This is a genomic window from Micromonospora foliorum (genome assembly GCF_022229015.1).
GTDB lineage: Bacteria > Actinomycetota > Actinomycetes > Mycobacteriales > Micromonosporaceae > Micromonospora > Micromonospora foliorum.
The window spans coordinates 1-21,295 of record NZ_JAKKFF010000075.1; the positions used below are offsets into that span (position 1 = coordinate 1).

Below are 21,295 nucleotides of genomic sequence, written 5' to 3' on the forward strand. Positions count from 1 at the left end.
CCCCGGCGCACCCGGCAGTCCCGGCGCACCCGGTAGCCCGGGAGCGCCTGGCAGCCCGGGAGCCCCTGGCGCACCCGGTAGTCCGGGAGCCCCCGGCGCACCCGGTAGCCCCGGAGCACCTGGTCCGTCCGGACCCCCCGGAGCGCCTGGAGCGCCCGGTGCGCCCGGCAGCCCCGGTGCACCCGGCAGCCCTGGCGCACCCGGTCGACCTGGTGGTGGCGGCAAGCAGCCCATCCTGCCGGTGACCGGCGGTGGTGTGGTCCCGGCCATGACCGGCGTCGGAAGTGTGATGGTCGTGCTGGGCGCGGTCGCGTTCTTCCTCGCGCGGCGTCGACGCCTGGAGTCCTGATCGTGGCCCGGCCGGTGACCTGCCGGCCGGGCCGCTCCAGAAGCACGGCATCCTGACCGTCGTCGGTCCACTCCCCGCCCGGGGGTGGGCCGACGACGGGTGGGTGCGTTCGAATCGCGTCGGCGAGGGGCCGCGTGGTCTCACCGGCGGGGCAGCCCGGCCAGCCAGACGTCCAGCTCCGCCGGGGAGCGCAGCAACACCACGGGCGGCGTGGACGGGTCGGCCTGCCAGGCCCGCATCCGCCGTCGGGCCCGGCCGAACGCGGTGACGTGCCACACCAGGATCGAGTCCGGGGACAGCACGCTGCTCAACGACTCGCGGTTGCCGTTGCAGATCACCTCGCCCGTGACCACCCGGCCGACGGTGCGGCGGAGCAACCGTCCGAACGAGCGCCACCGTGGATAGTCCAGGCCGACGACCAGGTCGGCGCGGGCCATCGGGACGTCCCGCCAGCCGTGGTACGCCCCGTCGATGATCCAGCGGTCGCGTCGGCAGATCTCCTCGATCCGGCTGCGCTGCTGGGTGACCGGCACCTCGACCCAGCCCGGCTGCCAGAGCAGATCGTCCACCGGATACCAGGGCAGCCTCAGGTGGTCGGCCAACCGCGCGGCGAGAGTGGACTTGCCGGAGCCGTACACCCCGTAGACCAGGATGCGACGCGGTGCGCTCATCGCGGCAGCGTACGTCGTGAAGGAAAATCGGTTGTCGTGCCTGCCGCGCCTGGGCCAGAGTGACGTCCATGACGTACTGACGGACACCACCCCCTGCTCCGCGCCACCGGTGATGCCTCCCGGGGCCGTGACGCCGTCCGTTCCCACGTTCGCAGCGAAGAGTGAGCCTCCTTGTCCCAGCACCACCTCCCTCGGGAGCCCCTGTCCCCGTCCGCTCCGGCCACCGTCACGGTGTTCGCCTCTCCCGCGAGCTGGATCGAGTCCGATGCGCTCGCGCAGTGCCAACAGGTCGCCGCCCTGGACGGCATGCGGCACGTCGCCGCGATGCCGGACCTGCACCCCGGCAAGGGCGCGCCGATCGGCGCGGCCATGGCGTCGACCGTGCTGTACCCGTTCCTGGTGGGCTCCGACATCGGCTGCGGCATCGCCGTGTTTCCGATCAAGCTCAGGCGTGCCGTACCGGAACGGCTCGCCGCCCGGTTCCCCGACCTCGACCAGGCGCTCGACCCGGAACGGGACGCCGACGACCCGGCCTGGACGGCCGTCGAGGGTGACGTTCCGGCCGGTCACCTGGACGGTCTCGGGACGGTCGGCCGGGGCAACCACTTCGTGGAGCTGGCCCGCGTCGACACCATCCTCGACGTGCGGCACGCAAACCGGATCGGGCTCGACGCGGGCGATCTCGTGCTCATCGTGCACACCGGTTCCCGTGGTCTGGGCGAGCGGATCCTGCGGGCGCATACCGAGGTCCACGGCGCCGGGGCGGCTCCCGATCCCGCCGCCTACCTGAGCATGCACGACGACGCCGTGCGCTGGGGCTCGCTCAACCGCCGGGTGCTGGCCGCCCGGGTGGCGTACGCGTTGGGGGCCGAGCCCACCGCGCCGATCGTCGACCAGTGCCACAATCTGGTCGAGGTCCGGGACGGGGTCTACCTGCACCGCAAGGGTGCGGCGCCGGGTGACGGGCGCGACGTCCTGATCGCCGGTACCCGGGGAACGGCCTCCTATCTGGTGGCCGCGCACGCCGGGCCGGACGCCAACCACTCGGTGGCCCATGGCGCCGGCCGCAAGATGTCGCGCGCCGACGCCCTGCGGCGGGGTCGAGCCAAGCACACGGTCGAGGAGCTACGCCGTACCCCGGTGGGGTCGCTGGTGGTGTGCGGTGACCGGCAGTTGCTCTTCGAGGAGGCGCCCACGGCGTACAAGCGCATCGAGCAGGTGATCGCCGATCTGGTCGCGCACCAGCTGGCCACGCCGGTGGTCAGCACGACGCCCCTGGTCACCTACAAGACGCCCGACCTCGGGTCCGCCGCACGGCCGGACCGGCGGGGTCACCGCGGCCGGCGAGGCCGGTCGTGACCGCGTTCCTGCTGCTGTCGGCCGGGCGGGGGCCGCAGGAGTGCGCCTGGGCAGTGGGTCAGCTGCTGCACCGCCTGCGGGGCGAGGGTTCCCGCCGGGGTCTGACGGTCCAGCAGGTTCAGGCGGTGCCCGGTGATCGCACCGGCACCTACCGGTCGGTGCTGATCCGGATCTCCGGCGCCGACGCCGAGGCGTTCGCGGCCTCGTGGACCGGGACGCTGTGCTGGCAGGCCCCCAGCCCGTACCGGTCGGGCACCGGCCGGAAGAACTGGTACGTCACCGCCCAGCCGCCCGAACACGACGCTCGGCCGACGACGTTCCGCGAGGCGGACGTCCACATCGTCGCCTGCCGTACCGGCGGGCCGGGTGGTCAGCACCGGAACAAGGCCAGCACGGCGGTACGCGCGACCCACCGCCCGTCGGGCCTGGTGGTCGTGGTGGACGAGGAACGGCAGTTCAGTCTCAACCGCCGGATCGCCCTGGACCTGCTGCGCCACCGCATCGAGCAGGGCGACGAGGCGGCGCGGCGTGCCGTCGGCACCGCCCGGTGGCGCATCCACGACGCGCTGGTCCGCGGCGATCCGGTGCGGGTGGAACGTCCGACGCCCTAGGGACTCAGACCTGCAGCACCGCGTCCGCGAAGGCCTGCGGCGCCTCCTGCGGCAGGTTGTGCCCGACGCCGCCTCCGACGGTCCGGTGCTCGTACGGGCCGGCGAACTGCTTGCCGTAGACGGTGGGCTCCAGGTGCGGCGCACCGTTGGCGTCCCCCTCCAGCGAGATGCTGGGCACCGTGATCTTCGGCTTCGCGGCGAGGCGCTTCTCGATCTCGTCGTACTGCGGCTCGCCGTCGGCGAGGGCCAACCGCCAGCGGTAGTTGTGGATGACGATGTCGACGTGGTCGGGGTTGTCGAACGCCGCCGCGCTGCGGTCGAACGTCGCGTCGTCGAACGTCCACTGCGGGGACGCGGTGTGCCAGATCAGCTTGGCGAAGTCGCGCCGGTTCTTGTCGTACCCTTCCCGACCGCGCTCGGTGGCGAAGTAGTACTGGTACCACCACGCGAACTCGGCCTTGGGCGGCAACGGCACCGTGCCCGACTTCTGACCGTCGATCAGGTAGCCGCTGACCGAGACCAGCCCCCGGCAGCGCTCGGGCCACAGCGCGGCGACGACGTCGGCGGTCCGCGCGCCCCAGTCGAACCCGGCGAGCTTCGCGGTGTCGATGTCCAGGGCGTCCATCAGGGCGATGAGGTCGAGCCCCATGGCCGCCGGTTCACCGTTGCGCATGGTGTCGTCGGAGAGGAACCGGGTCGTGCCGTAGCCGCGCAGGTACGGGACGACGACCCGGTGACCGGCAGCGGTGAGCAGCGGTACGACGTCGACGAAGCTGTGGATGTCGTAGGGCCACCCGTGCAGGAGGATCACCGCGTCTCCGTCGGGCGGCCCGGCGTCCACGTATCCGACGTTCAGGACTCCGGCCTCGACCTGTCGCAGGTCGGTGAACCCGCCAGCAGCCCTCGCCATCGACTTCTCCCTGCGTCCGGACCTGCTCGGATGTGCTGATCAGGCCCGAATCTAGCGACCTGTCGGGGGCCTGATCACCGTTCCGACAAGGACCACTCGGCGGCTGTCGAACTGGGTAGGATCCCCGCTCCCGCCGATGTTCCCGGTAGAGGTGGCGGGGTCGTGGTCGGATGACCGTAGGGTGTTGGCATGGCTGAGCGACCTCTGACCCTGATGGCGGTGCACGCCCACCCCGACGACGAGGCGACGAGCACCGGCGGCGTCCTTGCCCGCTATGCCGCCGAGGGGGTCACCACCGTGCTGGTGACCTGCACCGACGGGCGATGTGGGGACGGCCCGGGTGGGGTCAAGCCGGGCGAGGAGGGGCACGACCCCGCCGCCGTGGTGGCGATGCGCCAGGCCGAGTTGGAGGCCAGCTGCGCGACGCTGAACGTCACCCACCTGGAGACCCTCGGCTACGCCGACTCCGGGATGATGGGCTGGCCGACCAACGACCTGCCCGGCGCGTTCTGGACGACGCCGGTGGCGGAGGCGGCGGCCCGGCTCGCGGAGCTGATCCGGCAGTACCAGCCGGACGTGATCGTCACGTACGACGAGAACGGTTTCTACGGCCACCCGGACCACATCCAGGCCCATCGGATCACCATGGCCGCCGTCGAGCAGACGGACGTCCCGGCGAAGGTCTACTGGACCACGGTGCCGCGTACGGCGTTCGCCGAGTTCGGTCGGATCATGAAGGAGCTCGGCGTCGAGTGGGCCGAGCCGGACGCGGCGACGGAGCCGGGGCCGCAGCTCGGCCTCCCCGACGACGAGATCACCACCTGGGTCGACACGAGCAAGTACGGCGCGCAGAAGTTCGAGGCGCTGGCCACCCACGCCAGTCAGACCGAGAACATCTTCTTCCTGCAACTGGGCCAGGAGCGGTTCACCGAGCTGATGGGCGTGGAGACCTTCCTGCGGGTCCGGGACCGGACCGGTGCGCCGACCCCCGAGGACGACCTCTTCGCCGGTCTGCGCTGACCTAACCGGGTCAGTCGCCGCAGCGCTGGCAGGCGCCGAGCGCGTGAGCGACCGTGCCGCAAGGCGTCGCGTGAGAGCGCGGGTCGGCCCCGGTGCGCCTGGCCGGCAGGGGTGTGAGGTTCACCTTTGCTCTGCTTCAACGGAGGCAACACCCGGTGTCCGGGTATCGGACGCGCGGTGTTGCGTGGGTTGAAGCAGAGCAAAGGCTGCGATGCGTCAACGCAACCCCTGCCGACCGGCCCCCGCCGCCCCTGCCCTGCCCCACCCTGCCCTGCCCTGCCCGCCGATCTGCCCGCCGACCTGCCCGCCGATCTGCCCGGCTGATCGAAAGTTTCGGCCCCGAGCAGCGCGGCGCCGAGCAGGTCATGTGATGAATTTCCGGAAGTTTTCAGCGTTGACGCCCAGACATAGATCGGCTTAACGTTTCGAGCGGGTTTCCGGTTTCCGGCCGGAACTACCGGCATCACCCGACCAACCCGCGCCTCCGCCCCGTCAACACCGGACCCTCACCTCCTAGATCGACATTTGTCTATTGCTCGTCTGGAAGGGAAGGCACATGAAGTTGAGACAGTGGTCGACCGTCGGCCTGGTCGCCGTCGCGACCGTCGCGACGCTGAACACGGTGCCGGCCACCGCGAGTCGGCCGTACGACCCGACGACGCAGAGCCTCGCCACCCTCGGCCTGCGCCACGGCCTGCACGTCGGCACCGCCGTGAACATGGACGCCCTCAACGACGCCAGCGACCCGCAGTACCGCAGGCTGGCCTCCTCCGAGTTCGCCTCGGTCACCGCCGAGAACGTGATGAAGTGGGAGAGCCTGGAGCCGACCCGCGGCACCTACAACTGGGCTCCCGCCGACCAGTTCGTCGAGTTCGCCAAGCGCAACCGGCAGAGCGTGCGCGGCCACGTGCTGGTCTGGCACAACCAGCTACCCGCCTGGCTGACCAGCGGCGTCGCCGACGGCTCCATCAGCAAGCAGGAGCTGCGCGAGCTGCTGCGCAAGCACATCACCACCGTGGTCAACCGCTACAAGGGCAAGATCTGGCAGTGGGACGTGGTCAACGAGGCGGTCAGCGACCCGTGGGACACCCCGTCGACCCTGCACTACAAGGGCTTCTGGGCGCAGAACCTCGGGCCCGGCTACATCGCCGACGCGTTCCGCTGGGCGCGCGCCGCCGACCCCAAGGCCCTGCTGTTCTACAACGACTACAACATCGAGGCGTTCGGCTCGGGCAACCCGGCGGACGACAAGACCCAGTTCGTGTACGACATGACCAAGAGCCTGCGCGCCCAGGGTGTCCCGATCGACGGCGTCGGCTCCCAGGGCCACCTGGGCACCCAGTACGGCAACTTCGACACCCTCCAGGTGACCGCCGCGCTGAAGAAGTTCGCCGGGCTCGGCGTCGCGACCGCGTTCACCGAGGTCGACGTCCGCAGCCAGCTGACGGAGGGCGTCCAGGCGGGCAACGCGGAGGAGATCAACCCTCGGCTACAGGCGTCGGCCGCCAACTTCAGCGTGCTGATGAAGGCGTGCCTCGCCGTGCGGAGCTGCCTGTCGTACACCGTCTGGGGTTTCAGTGACAACCATTCGTGGGTGCCGGGCTGGTTCGACGACCCGCCGGAGGGCCTGGCCACCATCTACGACGAGAACTACCAGCCCAAGCGGGCGTACCAGGAGTTGAAGTCCGACCTGATCTTCGCTGGGCCGCCGTACGTGCTGCCCCGCATCGCACCCAGACCCCGCCGCTGACACCCATCTCGACCTAGGGCCGTGTGGAGCTTCGGGAAGCTCCACACGGCCCGTGTGCCACCACGGACGTCGGCGTTCGACTCACGTTCGGTGGTTCCATCGCGCCATCCGGACGCCATCGGAGGGCTGGTGCCGGATCTGCCGGTTTATTGATGGTGTTGGTGTCACTATGGCAGGCGTGGGAACTGCGAAAACTGCCATGCCTGCGATCTCGCCGCTCACCGGCGATCCCATCAAGCGGGCCGATGCCGAACGGCTAGCGGGGGTGCTGAAGGCCTTCGCCGATCCGGCGCGACTCCGGTTGCTCAGCCTGATCCAGTCCGCGCCGGAAGGTGAGGCGTCCGTCAGTGACCTCACCTCGGCGCTCAATCTCTCCCAGCCGACCGTGAGTCATCACCTTCGGATCCTCACCGAGGCCGGCCTCCTCGAACGCGACAAGCGCGGGGTCTGGGCGTACTACCGCCTGGTGCCCGCCGCGATCGCGCAGATCGCCGACCTGTTGACGCCGCCCCGGAAGCGGGCGACGAAGAGGGCCCGCTGACCGGGCCGCGAGGCCGGCTCGTCACATCCGCTCCAGCGTGCGGATGCCGAGCAGGTGCAGCCCCTGCCGCAGGGTCCGGGCGGTCAGCTCGGCCAGCAGCAGCCGGCTCTCCCGCAGCTCGTCCGGAGCGCGCAGGACCGGGCAGCGCTCGTAGAACGCGTTGAACGCGGTCGCGAGCCGGTGCAGGTAACCGGCGAGCTGGTGAAACTCGAGACTCCGCTCCACCTCGCCGACCACCGCGGCGAATCCGAGCAGCTCGACCGCGAGCGCCCGCTCCGCCGGCTGCGCCACCACGATGGGCGCGTCCGGCCGCGCGGCGGTCCGGGCCCGCCGCAGCACCGACCGGATCCGGGCGTACGCGTACTGGAGGTAGGGCGCGGTGTTGCCGTCCAGCGCCAGCATCCGCTCCCAGTCCAGGACGTAGTCCCTGGTCCGGTCGACGGACAGGTCGGCGTACTTGATCGCGCCGATGCCCACCGCGCGGCCGATCTCGTCGGCGGTCCCGGCGTCCAGTTCCGGGTTCCTGCTCCGGGCCAGGTCGGTGGCGCGGGCGACCGCCTCCTCCAGGAGCCCGACCAGCTTCACCGAACCACCGGCCCGACTGCGCAACATCCGCCCGTCGGCACCGAGGATGGACCCGAAGCCCAGATGCTCCGCCTGGGCCGGCGGGCGGAGCCAACCGGCCGCCTGGGCGACGGCGAACACCATCGCGAAGTGCTGCCGCTGCGGTAGGCCCACGACGTACAGCAGCCGGGTGGCGCCCAGCTCGCCGACGCGCTGCCGCAGCGCGGCCAGGTCGGTGGCCGGGTAGCCGTACCCACCGTCACTCTTGCGCACGATCAGCGGCAACGGCTCGCCGTCCCGGCCGGTGAAGTCGGGCGGAAAGACGCACTCGGCCCCGCCGCTGGGCAGCAGCAGCCCCAGCCGGTCCAGGTCATCGACGACACCCGCGAGCAGGTCGTTGTAAGCGCTCTCACCCCGAAAGTCGGCTCCGGACAACGTCACGTCGAGCAGGTCGTACACGGTCAGGAAGTACCGCTCGGACTGCGTCACCAGCAGCCGCCACAGCCGCCGGGTCCGCTCGTCGCCGCCCTGCAACGCGACAACCCGCAGCCGTGACCGTTCCCGGAACTCCTCGTCGGCGTCGAACTTCACCCGGGCCGCCCGGTAGAAGGTGTCCAGGTCCCCCATCGACAGGTTCTGCGCGGCTTCGGCCTCACCGAGGTCGACGAGATGCTCGATGAGCATGCCGAACGGTGTCCCCCAGTCACCCAGGTGGTTGACCCGCACCACCCGGTGCCCGAGCCAGTCCAGCAGCCGCACCGCCGCGTCGCCGATCACCGTGGAGCGGAGATGCCCGACGTGCATCTCCTTCGCCACGTTGGGTGCCGAATAGTCGACCACCACGGTCTGCGGCGTCGCCGTCGACGGCACGCCGAGCCGGGCGTCGACCGCCAGCGCGGCGACCAGATCGGCCAGGGTCCGGTCGGCAACCGTCAGGTTGAGGAAACCCGGCCCGGACAACTCCGCCGACACGCCGACGTCGTCGAGCACCGCGTGCGCCAGCACCGCGGCGGCGATGTCGCGCGGCGGGCGGCCGAGCCGCCGGGCCAGGGCCAGCGCCGCGTCGGACTGGAAGTCCGCACGCGGGGACCGCCGCACGAGCGGGTCGACCGGGCCGCCGGCCACCGCCGCGAACGCCGGCGCCAGCCGGTCGGACAACAACTTTTCAAGATCCATGAGTACGCCGATCTCGCTCGGACCCGCGCTGTCACGCGAGCCGTTGAAGGGGGAGATACGGGCGGACCGAGGACGACAGCGAACGACCGGCGGCTCGATCCGCCGGTCGCAGGAAACAGGTCAGCGTGGGCGGGAGACGGATCGCCGGCGTCGCCCCGCACCGACCTGGACGTCACACGACAGTCCGGTGCACAGAGCGATCACGCTGGTCATGCGGGACAGCGTAGCGGCCGGGCCGACGCGACGACACCTCGATTCCGGTGGTCCGGTCGATGCCCGAGGCGTGGTCGTTTCGTTGGACACCGGGCAGGGAACTGCCCCGGAACAGACGAGGGGTGACGATGAGCCGATACACACCACTGCCGGTGACCCGTACGCGACGCGCGCTCGCGCTGCTCGGCACCATCGCCCTGACCGCCGCCTGCACCACCACGGAGGATCCGCCCGGCTCAGCCCCGGCGACCACCGCACCGGCCACCGCGTCGGCGTCAGCGCCCCCGACAGACCCACCGTCCCCGAGTGCGAGCACCCGGGTGACCATCCCGACCTCGGCCTTCGTCGAGCTCCCCGCCGAGCTGCGGAAGTCTCCCCGACGGACGACGCCCGTCGAGCAGGCCCTGCCGAAGCTGTGTGGCAACGAGTTCGGCACCGGCGGCCGCCAGGTCACCGCGAGCGCCGCGATGACCGTCACCTACCAGAAGGCCGGCGAGCCCTCCAGCAACGTGCCGCAGGGGATGATCCACCAGACCATCTTCACCTTCGACGGCGAGGGCGCCTCGGGTTACCTGGGCCGTCTCCGCACCGCCGTGCAGGCGTGCCCCTCGTACGACCAGTCCGGATACCGCGTCACCGTCACGAGTAAGGCGCTGCCCGGCGTGGGCGACGAGACGATGCTGCTGACCCGGACCTGGCCGGAGACGAGCCTGAACGGCGAACGCACCGGCGGCACCGCGTCCAGCCAGATCGCCGTGGCCCGGGTCGACAGCGCGGTGACGGTCTTCGACGACCAGGGGTGGGAGGGCACCAGCGGCAACCCCGCCATCCTCGACCGGGTCGTGCGCGACGGCGTACGCACCATCGACGCCTGGCAGCGGTAGCTCACCCGACCGCCGTCGACGCGAGCTTCCACCGATCGGTTCGATCCTCGGTCGAATCATGGACAACAGGACGCGAGCCGCGCTCGTGCCGGGAGACTGGGGGATCCCGGTCCACTGTGCGGCCACCGACCGTGTGCGGCAGCCTGCCGGGCCGTCAGCGTTGGTCGGTGGAGGAGGTCGTCATGTCGGATGGTCAGGGAACGAAGGCACCGTGGCTTCCACCGCGGTGGTTCATCCGGCTGGCCTGGTCCGTGCACCGGGGCCTGTACCGGGTCACCGGCAGCCGGGTCGGGTTGTGGCGACCGCGCGAGACCCGCTGGGGCACGTTGCGGCTGACCACGGTCGGTCGTCGCACCGGTCAGCAGCGCAGCGTCATCATCGCGTACTTCGAGGATGGCCCGAACCTGGTCGGGGTGGCGATGAACGGCTGGGGTGAGGGTGCCCCCGCCTGGTGGCTCAACCTCCAGGCGCACCCGGACGCGTCCGTCGATCTGGCCGACGGGCGGCGGCTGATTCGCGGTCGCGCCGCCACCGACGACGAGCGGTCACGACTGTGGCCACGCTGGCGCGAGGCCGACAAGAACTTCGACGCCCACGCTGCGCGGCGATCGTCCGAAACCACGGTGGTGGTGCTGGAGCCCAGAGCGGATGGCGATGCCTCGGTGCAATGATGCACCTCGTGGCCTCCGCGCCCTCGACTCCGCCGGGCTACCCGGCTGCCGCGCGGCTCAACGGCCGAACGCGAGGTAGAGACCAAGGCCGAAGTTCACGACCAGGATGATCGCGCCGACGACCGCGAACCCGCGCTGCCATGCCGTCCACCGGACGGTCCTCTGGGACTCGACGATGCCGGCCTCCTCAACTCGAACCGCCGCGATCCTGTCCCGCTCACTGGCGTCACGGCGGTCCGCGGTCACGTTGGCACTGAACAGAGTGACGTTGCCGCGGAGTTCCTCGGTGAGAGACCGGAGCGCCTCCGTCATCGCGTCGATCGAGCCGTTGATCCTCTGCAGGTGCTCATCGTGCCCCTGTAGACGCTGCTCGATCCGGCCCGCGTCCAGACCGCGGGCGTAGGCGGCCGCCATCCTCTCCGCGTTCTCCGGGCTTGTCATCGTGGGTCCGTCAGCCACGAGGACACGGCCCCTGTCCCGCACTCGGGCGGGACCGCCGCAGTCGTCCGGTGGAAGGGCCGCCGTCGGGGCGTGGTGCTCGTGAGACGCATCCGCCACCTCCTACTGACCCCGCGCCACCCGGTCCGAGGTATCAGTCGTACCACTCCCAGGCCCGGAACGCCACTGCTCGGATCTGACAAAACCGCAGGTCAGAGGCGCATTCCTGGCCGGAGACAACCGCTGTGGTACGTCGCCCCGAGCGCGTACATCCCGGGTGGTAGGCCCTTCGGCAACTCCGGCATGACGACGTACCAGTGGTCTGCTTCCTAGGCTGCCACCCGTACCCGTCACGCGACCGAGGGGATCCACGATGTCCGTCCGTCACCTGCTCGCCACCGCCGTAGCCGCCCCGCTCGGAGGGCTCGCGCTGGCCGCGCCGGCAGCCGCGCACGTCTCGGCCCAACCGACCGCCGCCGCTGCTGTCTCCATGAGCGTCGGACGTCTCGGCGCCAGTGTGGCCGTCCTGCTGGGGCTGGTCGGCGCCGTCATCGGCGGGCTGGCTCTGGCCCGTCCCGCCAGTCGGCTCGGTACCGGCTCCGGAAGCCTCGGAGCCGTCCTGGCCCTGGCGACAGGGCTGATCGGCATCGCGCTCGGCGGGCTGGTGGTAGCCACGTCCGACAGTGGCATCGGCACGGGTAACGGGCGAGGCGGGGCCTACGTGGCCCTGGCGGTTGGACTGGCCGGCGTGGTGCTCGGCGGGCTGGCCCTGGTTCGCGCCCGCGACACCGGCCGCCTGACGGGCTGACCGGGTGACCGGTCCTGGCGTGCGGTGGTACCGCGCCCGTGGGGCCTCCGGCGGCCAGCCGGAGGCCGTGATCAGGAACGGGCGAGCCAACCGGGCACGGTCAGGCCGGACTCGTAGGCGAGGATCACCAACTGGGCTCGGTCCCGGGCATGGGCCTTGGTCATGATCCGGCTGACATGTGTCTTGGCGGTCGCCGGGCTCAGCACCAACCGCGCGGCGATCTCGTCGTTGGAGAGGCCGGCGGCAACAAGCGTCAGCACCTCACGCTCCCGCTCGGTAAGCACGCTCAGTCGCGGCCCCGGGTCGGGATGCTTGGCCCGGGCCGCGAACTCGGCGATCAACCGTCGGGTGATCGACGGCGCGATCAGCGCGTCACCCCGGGCCACCACCCGCACGCCGTGGATCAACTCCGCTGGCTCGGTGTCCTTGACCAGGAAGCCGCTGGCACCGGCCCGCAGCGCGCCGTAGACGTAGTCGTCCAGGTCGAACGTGGTCAGAATGATGACGCGGGCATCGGAGTTCGCGACGATCTCACCGGTGGCGGCCAGGCCGTCGAGACCGGGCATCCGGATGTCCATCAGGACGACATCCGGTCGCAGTTGCCGGGCCAGCCGCACCGCCTCGGCCCCGTCGGCAGCCTCGCCGACCACCTCAAGGCCGTCCTCACCGTCGAGGATGGACCGGAAGCCGGCGCGGACCAGGGTCTGGTCGTCGACGATCAGCAGCCGGATCACCTCTGCTCCCCCACCGGTGCCGGGCCGGGCCGCATCGGCAGACGGGCGCGGACCCGGAAGCCGCCGTCCGGCTGCGAGCCCGTGGTCAACGAACCGCCGAGCGCCCGCGCCCGCTCGCGCATCCCGAGGATCCCGCTGCCCGGCGCACCCGGCTGACCGGTGCCGTCGTCCTCGACCTCGACGAGCACGTCGTCGTGATCGGGCCGGACCCGGACCACCGCGGCGGTGGCGCGCGCGTGCCGTGCCACGTTGGTGAGCGCCTCCTGGACGATCCGATACACCGCCAGATCGACCTCCGGCGGCAGCGACCGGGTCTCGGCCACCTCGGTGCGGATCTCCAACTCCGGCCGGGCGGCCGTCCTGACCAACTCGCCGAGGCGGTTCAGACCGGGTACGGGCCCGACCGCCGGGTCCTGCCGCAGTGCGCCAAGCGTCGCGCGCAACTCGCTCAACGTCTCCTTGCTGGTCTGTTTGATCGCGGTGAGGGCCTGCTCGGACCGGACCGGATCCGGTCGGTGCAACGCGGCGCTGGCCTGCACATTGATCAACGAAAGGTGGTGGCCGAGCACGTCGTGCAGTTCCCGGGCGATGCGCAGCCGCTCCTCGGTGGCCCGTCGCCGAGCCTCCTCCTCCATCCGCTGCTCGGCGACGACCGCTCGGGCCCGCGCCTCGGCGAGGTAGGCGCGGCGGTTGCGGGTCACGCCGACGATGACCGCGACCAGCCAACCGGCGTGCAGCAGCGTCGCACCGTTCATGGTGTTCGGGGACCGGTCGTAGCTGTCCGCCACGGCGAAGGCGATCACCGAGGCGAGACCGAGCCCGATGGCGACCGCGAGATGTCCCTCGTCGACGACGGTGTAGAGCGCCACGACGAACACCAACATGATCGGACCGGGCCGGTGCAGCAACGCCCCGTACGCGCCAACGGCGGCCAGCGCCACGACGCCCACCGGCACCGGGTGGCGCCGGCGGACGTACAGCGCACCGGAGGAGAGCAGCACCGCCAGCAGCGCCGCCCATTCGGCGGCGGTGTCGATGCCGCGCGACTGCACCACCAGGCCCACGACGGCGACCAGAGCGACGGCGAGCACCAGGGCCACGTCCGCCGTCCGGCCCCGCCACCCTGACATGCGCCGAAGCCTAGCCTCCCGCGGGTGAGCGGGAGAATGACGGCCGAGGTTGGGGACGCCGGTCCTCACTGGGCGGTCCGGGTGCGCTGGTGGCCCTCGGCCAGGTCTGCGTCGTAACCGGCAGCCTGGAGGGCGAACAGTTCGGCGTACCGGCCGCCGGCGGCGACCAGGTCGGCGTGCGTGCCGGCCTCGGCCAGTCGGCCGTGGTGCAGGACGAAGATCCGGTCGGCGTGCCGGACGTTGGCGAGCCGGTGCGTGATGAGGATGGTGGTGAGGCGACCCCTGCGGTCCCGGATGGTCTGGAACAGGGCGTCCTCGGCGCGAGGGTCGAGCGCGGAGGACGGCTCATCCATGATCAGCAGTTCGGCGTCACGCAGGAACCCGCGGGCCGCGGTGATGCGCTGCCACTGCCCACCGGAGAGGTCCTGGCCACGCGCGAAGGTCCGGTCGAGCAGCGTCTCGTACCCGTGCGGAAGCTCATTGATCATGTCGTGGGCGACCGCGCGGCCGGCGGCGGCCTCGATGCGGTCCTGCCGGGCCTCGCTGTCGACGTCGCCGATGGCGATGTTCGTGGCCGCGGTGAACGGCCACTTGTGGTATTCCTGCGTCACCACCGCGATCCGGGCCCGCAGCCCGTCGACGTCCCATTCCGACAACGGGCGGCCGTTCCACTCGATGCTGCCCTCGGTGGGGGCCCGCAGGCTGGCGATCATCGCGGCGAGGGTCGTCTTGCCCGAGCCGTTCTCCCCCACGAACGCGACAGTCTGCCCGGCGGTGATCGTCAACGTGACCCCGTCGACGGCGGGGGTGTCCCGATCGGGGTAGCGCAGGCTCACCTCGTTGACGGTCAACTCCCGTAGCCGGTCCGGGTCGGCCGCGGCTACCGGCCCGGTGTTGTCCGGTAGGTAGGCGTCGGCGCGGGTCATGAAGCCGGTGTAGTCGCCGAAGTGCTGCCCCTCGGTGTAGACGTGGTCGACCTGGAAGGTGGCGATGGCCAGGGATCGTTGCGCGGACTGCACCGCGATGACGCAGGTCGCCGCGGCGGCGAGCGGGATCTGCCCGTCCAGGAGCAGCAACCCGAGCAGGGCGTAGACGGTGCCGGTGGCGAGGCCACCGACGATCGCCCCGACCGTCGTGGTCGTGGTGACGCGTCGAGCGAGGGCGAGCTGGATGTCGGTCTCCACCTGCATCACCCGGTCGTACTGGTCGAGCAGGAACCGGCGTAGCCCGTAGGAGCGCAACTCCGGGGCCGAGGCACGTTCGGCCATCAACTTGTGCAGCAGCCACAGGCGACGTCGGCGCACCGACCCGGTGGTGTACGTCTGGTAGCGCAGATGCCCGGCCCGCAACGACGCCCACGCGTTGGGCACCGTGGCGACCAGCAGCGCCAGCAGCAACAGCGGATGGATGACGATGACGGCAGCCGCCACGGCGAGCAGCCCGGCCAGCCCGGCGAGCAGGTTCATCGACGCCTGCACCAGCCCGATCGTCGACTCGGTGCCCCGGGAGGCGCGTTCCATGTCGTCGGCGAACGCGTCGGCGTCGAACGCCTCCAACCGGACCGCGGTCGACACCTCGAACAGGCCCCGCTCCACCTCACGGCTCACCCGGGGCGTCAACCCGTTCTGCGCGTACCCGGTGGCGATGCCCATCCCCGCGCGGAGCGCGACCGTCGCCGCCAGCACGGCCAGCGCGGGCAGCGCGGCCCGCACCTTGTCCGCGGTCGGCCCGCCGGCGAACAGTTCCACCAGCACCCGCTGGGTGGCCAACAGGCCGAAGGCGGCCATCACCCCCGCGCCGACCGTCGCCGCGCCCACCACACCGGTACGGAGTCGGTCCGCACGCCAACTGATACCGAGGGCTGTCCAGACGAGCCTGGGCAGTTCCGCGAACACGGCGAAGACGCCGGCCTCCGCGCGCGCCCGCACCCCCGTCTCCCACCACATCTCCCGCAGTTCCGGCAGCACCGACTCCGTGCGCCCAGGGTGCGACGTGCCGGGCGTGACGCGGTGGGCCTCTGCGGTGACGGTCTCGCTCATGGGCATACCTCCCGGGCGGCGCAGCCGTCGCCAGCCCCGCCGGTCAGGCGGGGCGGCGGCTTTCTGGAGGATTGGACCACCCGGACGTTGCTCTCGGCAATCTCCCGAACACTCGCGGTTATGGATGACCTGTCGCCGGGGAGGCGCCCTGGTGCGTCACTGCCCGCGCAGGACGTCGAGGCGCGTCCTCAGCGCTGCGGCGATCTCGCCCGCCGCGACGATCTGCTCCGGCGTGAGGGCGTCGACGAACAGCTCCCGAATCGCGCGCAGGTGCGGAAAGGTGGCCCCGGCGAACGCCTCGGCGCCGGCCGTCGTGAGCAGCACCTCCGCCCCACGGGGAACCGTCGCGCACTCCTGGCGGCGGATCAGGCCGCGCCGCTCCATCCGGCCCAGATGGTGCGAGAGCCGGCTCCGCTCCCACCCGATGTGCGCGGCGAGTTCGGACGACCGCATCGCCTGACCCTCCGCCTCGCTGAGGGCGAGGAGCACGGCGTAGTCCCCGGTCGAGAGCGAGGAGTCGCTCTGCAGGCGGGACTCGAGCCGGGAGCCGAGCGCCGCCGTCGTCTCGATGAAGTCCCGCCAGATCCGCAGCTCGTCGGCGGTCGGGAGCTGGCGTCCGCCCCGCCGGCCGGGTGTGGCCTCCGTCATCTCACTCTCCCGGGAATTGACGTGTCAATCGCCAAGTTAGCATCATTGACACGTCAACCGGTAGGTCCGCTCTCGCGGGCCGCCGGCGGATTGCACGAGGAGGAGACGATGGCAGCTGCAGACTTCGAGCTGGGGCTCAACTCGTTCGGGGAGGTGGCCACCGACGGCGACCGGGTCCTGAGCGACGCCGAGACCGTACGGCTACTGGTAGACGAGGCACGGCTCGCCGAGTCGGTCGGCATCGACGTGTTCAGCGTCGGTGAGCACTACCGCGAGGGTCACAACGACTCCGCGACACCCGTGTTGCTGGCGGCAGCCGCGACGGCGACCGAACGGATTCGCCTCGGCACCTCGGTCACCGTGCTCAGCACCAACGACCCGGTACGGCTCTACCACGAGTTCTCCACCCTCGATGCCGTCTCCAACGGCCGCGCCCAGTTGGTCCTCGGGCGCGCATCGGCGACCGAGTCGTTTCCGCTGTTCGGTTACGACCTGGCCGACTACGAGCGGTTGTTCGAGGAGAAGCTGGACCTCTTCCTGCGGCTGCAGCAGGACGAACCGGTCACCTGGTCCGGCACGGTACGAAGCCCCCTGACCGCACAGCGCCTGCACCCACGGATGCAGCCGGGAGGAATCCCGACCTGGATCGGCGTCGGGGGAAGCCCGAACTCGGTGATCCGCGCCGCCCGGCACGGACTACCGCTCATGCTCGCGATCATCGGCGGGCGTCCCCAGCGCTTCGCCGGCCACGTCGACCTCTACACCAGGGCGCTCGAACAATTCGGGCATACCCTGCAGCCAATCGGGCAGCACTCACTCGGCCTTGTCGCAGACACCGACGAGGAGGCGGTGGAGACGTGGTGGCGGTACTGGCAGCCGGTCGTGGCGGCCCTGGCCGCCGAACGCGGCTTCTACAAACCGGACCGCGCGCGCTACGAGGCCGAAATCGACCACGGGGCGCTCTTCGTCGGTTCGCCCGAGACGGTGGCGCAGAAGATCGCCAAGGTCGCTCGCGACCTGCGACTGAGCCGCTTCGACCTGAAGTACGACATCATGCACCTGCCCCGCGAGGCACGCGCGCGCACCATCCAACTGCTGGGCAGTGAGGTCGCGCCGCGGGTCCGGGAGCTGTTGGCGAAGGAGCCCAACCATGTCTGATCTGCTGTTCGGCCTGGACACGTTCGGCGACGTACCGCAGGACGACGCCGGCAAGCTCGTCTCCCACGCGGCGGCGATCCGGCAGGTCGTCGACGAGGCCGTGCTCGCCGACCAACTCGGGGTCGACGTCATCGCCCTCGGCGAGCACCACCGGCCGGAGTACTCGGTCTCCACACCGGAGACGGTGCTGGCCGGAATCGCCACCCGCACGTCGCGGATCCGGTTGGCCTCCGGCGTGACCGTGCTGAGTTCGGACGACCCGGTGCGGGTGTTCCAGCGCTTCGCCACCGTGGACGCGCTGTCGAACGGCCGAGCCGAGGTCATCCTCGGTCGCGGCTCGTTCACCGAGTCGTTCCCGCTCTTCGGCTACGACCTACGCGACTACGACACGCTGTTCGAGGAGAAGATCGAACTGTTCGTGAAGTTGCTGGACGAGAAGCCGGTCACCTGGAGCGGCACCCTGCGCGCCCCGCTGGAGAACGCCGACGTGTTCCCGAAGACCGAGTCGGGTCACCTGGACACCTGGGTCGGCGTGGGTGGCTCGCCGCAGTCCGTCGTCCGCACCGCCAAGTACGGGCTGCCACTCATGCTCGCCATCATCGGCGGCGCTCCCGAGCGCTTCGCGCCCTACATCGACCTGTACCGCCGGGCGGCCGATCAACTCGGTACGACCGCGCACCCGGTCGGCATGCACTCGCCGGGCTTCATCGCCGACACCGACGAGCAGGCCAAGGAGATCTACTGGCCGCACTACCGGGTCATGCGGGACCGGATCGGCAAACTGCGGGGGTGGCCCCCGATCCGCCGTCAGGAGTTCGACTCCGAGGTGGAGAACGGCTCCCTCTACATCGGTTCACCGGAGACGGTGGCCCGCAGGATGGCCCGTGCGATCCGCAGCCTCGGCGTCGGCCGGTTCGACCTCATCTACTCGGCCGGAGCGCAACCGGCCAGCGCCCGGATGCGCGCCGTCGAACTCTACGGCTCGAAGGTGATCCCCATGGTCCGCGAACTGCTGGCCTGATCAGCACTTCCCAAGCGAGAGGACGACATGAACGACAACGACCGGAGCCGGCCTGCGACCCTCGGCATCCTCGGGGCCGGCAAGGTGGGCACGGTGCTCGCCCGGCTCGCCGTCGCCGCCGGCTACCGGGTACGGGTGGCCGGCTCCGGCGACCCGGCGAAGATCGCCCTCACCGTCGAGGTCCTCGCCCCGGGCGCCGAGGCCACCACGGCTGTCGACGCCGCGGCCAACGCCGACGTCGTCATCCTCGCCCTGCCCCTCGGCAAGTACCGCAGCGTTCCCGCCGAGGCGCTGCGCGGCAAGCTGGTCGTCGATGCCATGAACTACTGGTGGGAGATCGACGGCATCCGCGACGACCTCACCAACCCGCGTACCTCGTCGAGCGAGACCGTCCAGGCGTTCCTGTCCGATTCGCGGGTCGTGAAGGCGTTCAACCATATGGGCTATCACGACCTGGAGGACGAGGCCCGGCCGGCGGGGGCGACCGGCCGCAAGGCCATCGCGATCGCCGGGGACGACACCGCCGATCTCACCGAGGTCGCGGCCCTGGTGAACGCGCTCGGCTTCGATCCGGTCGTCGCCGGCCGGCTGGCCGATGGGGTACGGCTCGAACCGGGCAGCGAGTTGTTCGGCGCCAACGTCAGCGCCGAGGAGGTACGCGCCATGCTCGACCGCTTCCCGGAGTCGGAGCGGGGGCGGACCATCACCGCGGCCCGATCGGCGACGTAGCGGTCGCCCGAGGCCGCGCAGGGTCAGCGATGATCGGGTCGGAAGGATCCGGTAACGGGCCCTCCGACCCGATCATCCTCTCCCGGAACTAGTTGTCGTTACGCCACGGTAGCTGGACCGCTCGGCGGGTCAGTCGGTGCCGAACGCCGCCTGCGGTTCGAGGAGCTGGCCGACGGCGTACTCCTCGTCGAAGTCGGTCGGGCCGAGCGCCTCGGTCGCGGCGGCGCGCATCCTGGCGAGGTCCGCCGCGTCGTCCGGGTCCGGCACCTGGCCGAGCGCCGCGAACGCGGCATCCGCGACACCGATCATCCGCGCCGCGCGCGGGTGGTCCCCCTCGGCGGACGCGAGCGCGGCACCCGCAACGCAGACGTACGGCACGAAGTCGGCCCAGCCGTTGCGGAAGACCCGCTCGCGGTTCTCGGCGAACAGCGTTCGCGCCACGTCGAGGTTGCCCAGCCCCAGCTCGCAGAACGCGAGGTTGTGTAGTTCGGAGTTGACCGTCCTGGGTTGGCCGAGCGCCTCGTTGAGCGCGATGCTCTCCCGGTACAGGTCCCGGGCGCGGAGCAGGTCGCCGGACATTCGCGCCACGGCGGCGAGCACGTGCCTCGGCCGTTCCTCCAGGGTCCGGTCGCCGGCGCGCAGCGCCACCGCGAGAGCCTCCCGGGCCCGGGCCTCTCCGCCCGGCAGGTCACCGCCGCGAATGGCGACCCGGGCGAGGCTGTACCGGGCCTCCACCTCGCCCGCCGGGTCGCCGGCCGCCCGGGCCCGCTCGATCTCGGCCTCGCTCATCCGCACCACGGCGTCGGTCTCGCCTCGGCGAAAAGCCGAGCGCACGTTCTCGCTGAAGGTCATGGCCCTCTCCCCCATCACTGGCACCGCACGACAGACCCGGTCGAACTCGTCGGTCACCGCGCGTGGAACATGGTCCAGGTCTCCACGAGCGCGAAGCCCATCGACTCGTAGAGCGGCCTACCCATCGCGCTGCTCTGCAGGTACGCGGCGTCCGCGCCCGCCGCGATGCCGTCCCGCAGAACCGTCTCGGTGAGCAGCCGGCCCAGGCCACGACCCCGGGCGGACGGAAGGACTGCGATGTTGAACACGCCGACCACGCCGGAGTTTCGCATCCCGAGCCCGGTGCCGACGGGCTGGCCGGACTCCTCGGCCAGGTAGCCGGTGATGGAGTCGGCGTCGAGCACCGCACCGCCCATCAGCGACCCGAAGAGGCCGTCGGGGGCCTCGAAGCTCCGCGTGAGGATCTCGGTGTAGAGGTCGCTCTCGGCGGCGCCGACCTGGCGCACCGACGTGCGCTGCGTCGAGCCGCCACTGAACACGATGTCATCCGTGGCGCAGGCCAGAAAGGGCAGATCACTACGTGCGAGCAGCCCGTGCCGGGCAGCGAGGTCAGCGACCTCGTCGCCCGCCTCGCCCCGAACCATGATCGACCATTGCGCGGCCTGCCTGCCGACCTCGGTCGCCATCTCGTCGAGCGACCCGAGATCCGGCTCGGTCGTCGTGTCGTAGGCCGCGTTGAGCGACGCGACGGCGGCCTGGGTCACCGCCGCGCGCGCGGTAGCCCGCTCGGCGTACCAGCCCTTCGGGGTCGTCCTGCACAGGGTCTCAATGGCGTCGGAGTATGCCGCTGCCATCCGATCGGCGGTGATTCTCATGACGGCCCCCTAGAACGGTCGTTCTGCCCGGCCGACAACCTAGCCACCGATCACGCTGACCAGCAAATCACGGGGGCGAGGGCGGCCCCCTGCGGTCCGGCTTTCGAACCGATCAGGAATCGAGAAGCCCGACAGGGCCGAGCGACCTAGCCTTTCCCCAGGTGAACGGCAGTACGCCGACCTGGACGACGAGAGGGAGCCCGA

22 protein-coding genes are annotated in these 21,295 nt (G+C 71.1%); 11 read left to right on the forward strand and 11 right to left on the reverse strand.

The genetic code is table 11. The annotated features are described in order from the left end of the window. Positions 1-200, reverse strand: a 200-nt coding sequence (locus tag PSH25_RS06855) for a hypothetical protein (RefSeq protein WP_238658185.1), incomplete at its 3' end; no start/stop codon positions are given. A 289-nt stretch (positions 201-489) separates the two neighbouring features. Then, positions 490-1,020 carry a P-loop NTPase family protein gene (locus PSH25_RS06860; RefSeq protein WP_238658186.1) on the reverse strand — a complete coding sequence of 177 codons (531 nt, stop codon included), beginning with the start codon at positions 1,018-1,020 and terminating at the stop codon, positions 490-492. A 171-nt stretch (positions 1,021-1,191) separates the two neighbouring features. Between PSH25_RS06860 and PSH25_RS06865 the strand changes: the two genes are divergently transcribed. Both PSH25_RS06865 and prfH read left to right on the forward strand, forming a co-directional pair. Further along, positions 1,192-2,379: an RNA ligase RtcB family protein gene (locus tag PSH25_RS06865; protein WP_238658187.1), complete on the forward strand. Its 1,188-nt coding sequence runs from the start codon at positions 1,192-1,194 to the stop codon at positions 2,377-2,379. Further along, positions 2,376-2,990, forward strand: coding sequence for a peptide chain release factor H (gene prfH, locus PSH25_RS06870; protein WP_238658188.1), 615 nt, complete (start codon positions 2,376-2,378; stop codon positions 2,988-2,990). Before PSH25_RS06865 ends, prfH begins: the two co-directional genes overlap by 4 nt. Before the next feature lie 4 nt (positions 2,991-2,994). Here prfH and PSH25_RS06875 read toward each other — a convergent pair whose 3' ends face one another. Further along, entirely contained in the window at positions 2,995-3,900 is a 906-nt protein-coding gene (locus PSH25_RS06875) for an alpha/beta fold hydrolase (protein ID WP_238658189.1), read from the reverse strand. A gap of 189 nt (positions 3,901-4,089) precedes the next feature. On the opposite strand from PSH25_RS06875, the gene PSH25_RS06880 reads away from it, so the two are divergent. The 3 genes from PSH25_RS06880 to PSH25_RS06890 all read left to right on the forward strand — a co-directional run bounded on the left by PSH25_RS06880 (position 4,090) and on the right by PSH25_RS06890 (position 7,211). Next, the gene (locus PSH25_RS06880) at positions 4,090-4,920 is read left to right on the forward strand and encodes a PIG-L family deacetylase (protein WP_238658190.1); all 831 of its coding nucleotides are present in this window, start codon (positions 4,090-4,092) and stop codon (positions 4,918-4,920) included. 556 nt (positions 4,921-5,476) lie between these two features. Beyond that, complete coding sequence (locus PSH25_RS06885) at positions 5,477-6,670, forward strand: endo-1,4-beta-xylanase (RefSeq protein ID WP_238658191.1); 1,194 nt, start codon at positions 5,477-5,479, stop codon at positions 6,668-6,670. Between the two features lie 199 nt (positions 6,671-6,869). Next, the gene (locus PSH25_RS06890; protein ID WP_030333934.1) at positions 6,870-7,211 is read left to right on the forward strand and encodes an ArsR/SmtB family transcription factor; all 342 of its coding nucleotides are present in this window, start codon (positions 6,870-6,872) and stop codon (positions 7,209-7,211) included. Between the two features lie 21 nt (positions 7,212-7,232). On the opposite strand, the gene argS is transcribed toward PSH25_RS06890, so the two are convergent. Beyond that, the gene (argS, locus tag PSH25_RS06895; RefSeq protein ID WP_238658192.1) at positions 7,233-8,951 is read right to left on the reverse strand and encodes an arginine--tRNA ligase; all 1,719 of its coding nucleotides are present in this window, start codon (positions 8,949-8,951) and stop codon (positions 7,233-7,235) included. Between the two features lie 341 nt (positions 8,952-9,292). Here argS and PSH25_RS06900 point away from each other — a divergent pair, with 341 nt between their 5' ends. Both PSH25_RS06900 and PSH25_RS06905 read left to right on the forward strand, forming a co-directional pair. Further along, positions 9,293-10,048 carry a hypothetical protein gene (locus PSH25_RS06900; RefSeq protein ID WP_238658193.1) on the forward strand — a complete coding sequence of 252 codons (756 nt, stop codon included), beginning with the start codon at positions 9,293-9,295 and terminating at the stop codon, positions 10,046-10,048. A gap of 182 nt (positions 10,049-10,230) precedes the next feature. Next, positions 10,231-10,719: a nitroreductase/quinone reductase family protein gene (locus PSH25_RS06905; RefSeq protein ID WP_238658194.1), complete on the forward strand. Its 489-nt coding sequence runs from the start codon at positions 10,231-10,233 to the stop codon at positions 10,717-10,719. A 57-nt stretch (positions 10,720-10,776) separates the two neighbouring features. Here PSH25_RS06905 and PSH25_RS06910 read toward each other — a convergent pair whose 3' ends face one another. Then, entirely contained in the window at positions 10,777-11,202 is a 426-nt protein-coding gene (locus PSH25_RS06910) for a hypothetical protein (RefSeq protein ID WP_238658195.1), read from the reverse strand. 328 nt (positions 11,203-11,530) lie between these two features. Here PSH25_RS06910 and PSH25_RS06915 point away from each other — a divergent pair, with 328 nt between their 5' ends. Continuing rightward, on the forward strand, positions 11,531-11,965 hold the full coding sequence (locus PSH25_RS06915; RefSeq protein ID WP_238658196.1) for a DUF6223 family protein: 435 nt from the start codon (positions 11,531-11,533) through the stop codon (positions 11,963-11,965). Positions 11,966-12,036: 71 nt separating this feature from the next. Here PSH25_RS06915 and PSH25_RS06920 read toward each other — a convergent pair whose 3' ends face one another. From PSH25_RS06920 to PSH25_RS06935, 4 genes are all read right to left on the reverse strand, one after another. Continuing rightward, a complete protein-coding gene (locus PSH25_RS06920; protein ID WP_238658197.1) occupies positions 12,037-12,699 on the reverse strand; it encodes a response regulator in 663 nt (220 codons plus the stop codon). After that, complete coding sequence (locus PSH25_RS06925) at positions 12,696-13,829, reverse strand: sensor histidine kinase (protein ID WP_238658198.1); 1,134 nt, start codon at positions 13,827-13,829, stop codon at positions 12,696-12,698. Before PSH25_RS06925 ends, PSH25_RS06920 begins: the two co-directional genes overlap by 4 nt. A 65-nt stretch (positions 13,830-13,894) precedes the next feature. Then, a complete protein-coding gene (locus PSH25_RS06930; RefSeq protein ID WP_238658275.1) occupies positions 13,895-15,775 on the reverse strand; it encodes an ABC transporter ATP-binding protein in 1,881 nt (626 codons plus the stop codon). A gap of 249 nt (positions 15,776-16,024) precedes the next feature. After that, on the reverse strand, positions 16,025-16,516 hold the full coding sequence (locus PSH25_RS06935; protein WP_238658199.1) for a MarR family winged helix-turn-helix transcriptional regulator: 492 nt from the start codon (positions 16,514-16,516) through the stop codon (positions 16,025-16,027). A gap of 108 nt (positions 16,517-16,624) precedes the next feature. Between PSH25_RS06935 and PSH25_RS06940 the strand changes: the two genes are divergently transcribed. The 3 genes from PSH25_RS06940 to PSH25_RS06950 are packed head-to-tail and all read left to right on the forward strand — an operon-like array spanning position 16,625 to position 19,424. Next, on the forward strand, positions 16,625-17,674 hold the full coding sequence (locus PSH25_RS06940) for an LLM class flavin-dependent oxidoreductase (protein WP_238658200.1): 1,050 nt from the start codon (positions 16,625-16,627) through the stop codon (positions 17,672-17,674). Next, positions 17,667-18,695, forward strand: a complete 1,029-nt coding sequence (locus tag PSH25_RS06945) for an LLM class flavin-dependent oxidoreductase (RefSeq protein ID WP_238658201.1) — start codon at positions 17,667-17,669, stop codon at positions 18,693-18,695. The genes PSH25_RS06940 and PSH25_RS06945 overlap by 8 nt, the downstream gene beginning before the upstream one ends. Before the next feature lie 27 nt (positions 18,696-18,722). Further along, positions 18,723-19,424, forward strand: a complete 702-nt coding sequence (locus PSH25_RS06950; RefSeq protein ID WP_238658202.1) for an NADPH-dependent F420 reductase — start codon at positions 18,723-18,725, stop codon at positions 19,422-19,424. Positions 19,425-19,553: 129 nt separating this feature from the next. Here the strand turns inward: PSH25_RS06950 and PSH25_RS06955 are convergent, their stop codons facing one another. Next, entirely contained in the window at positions 19,554-20,276 is a 723-nt protein-coding gene (locus tag PSH25_RS06955; protein WP_238658203.1) for a tetratricopeptide repeat protein, read from the reverse strand. A gap of 53 nt (positions 20,277-20,329) precedes the next feature. Then, complete coding sequence (locus tag PSH25_RS06960; protein ID WP_238658204.1) at positions 20,330-21,091, reverse strand: GNAT family N-acetyltransferase; 762 nt, start codon at positions 21,089-21,091, stop codon at positions 20,330-20,332. Between the last annotated feature and the right edge of the window lie 204 nt (positions 21,092-21,295).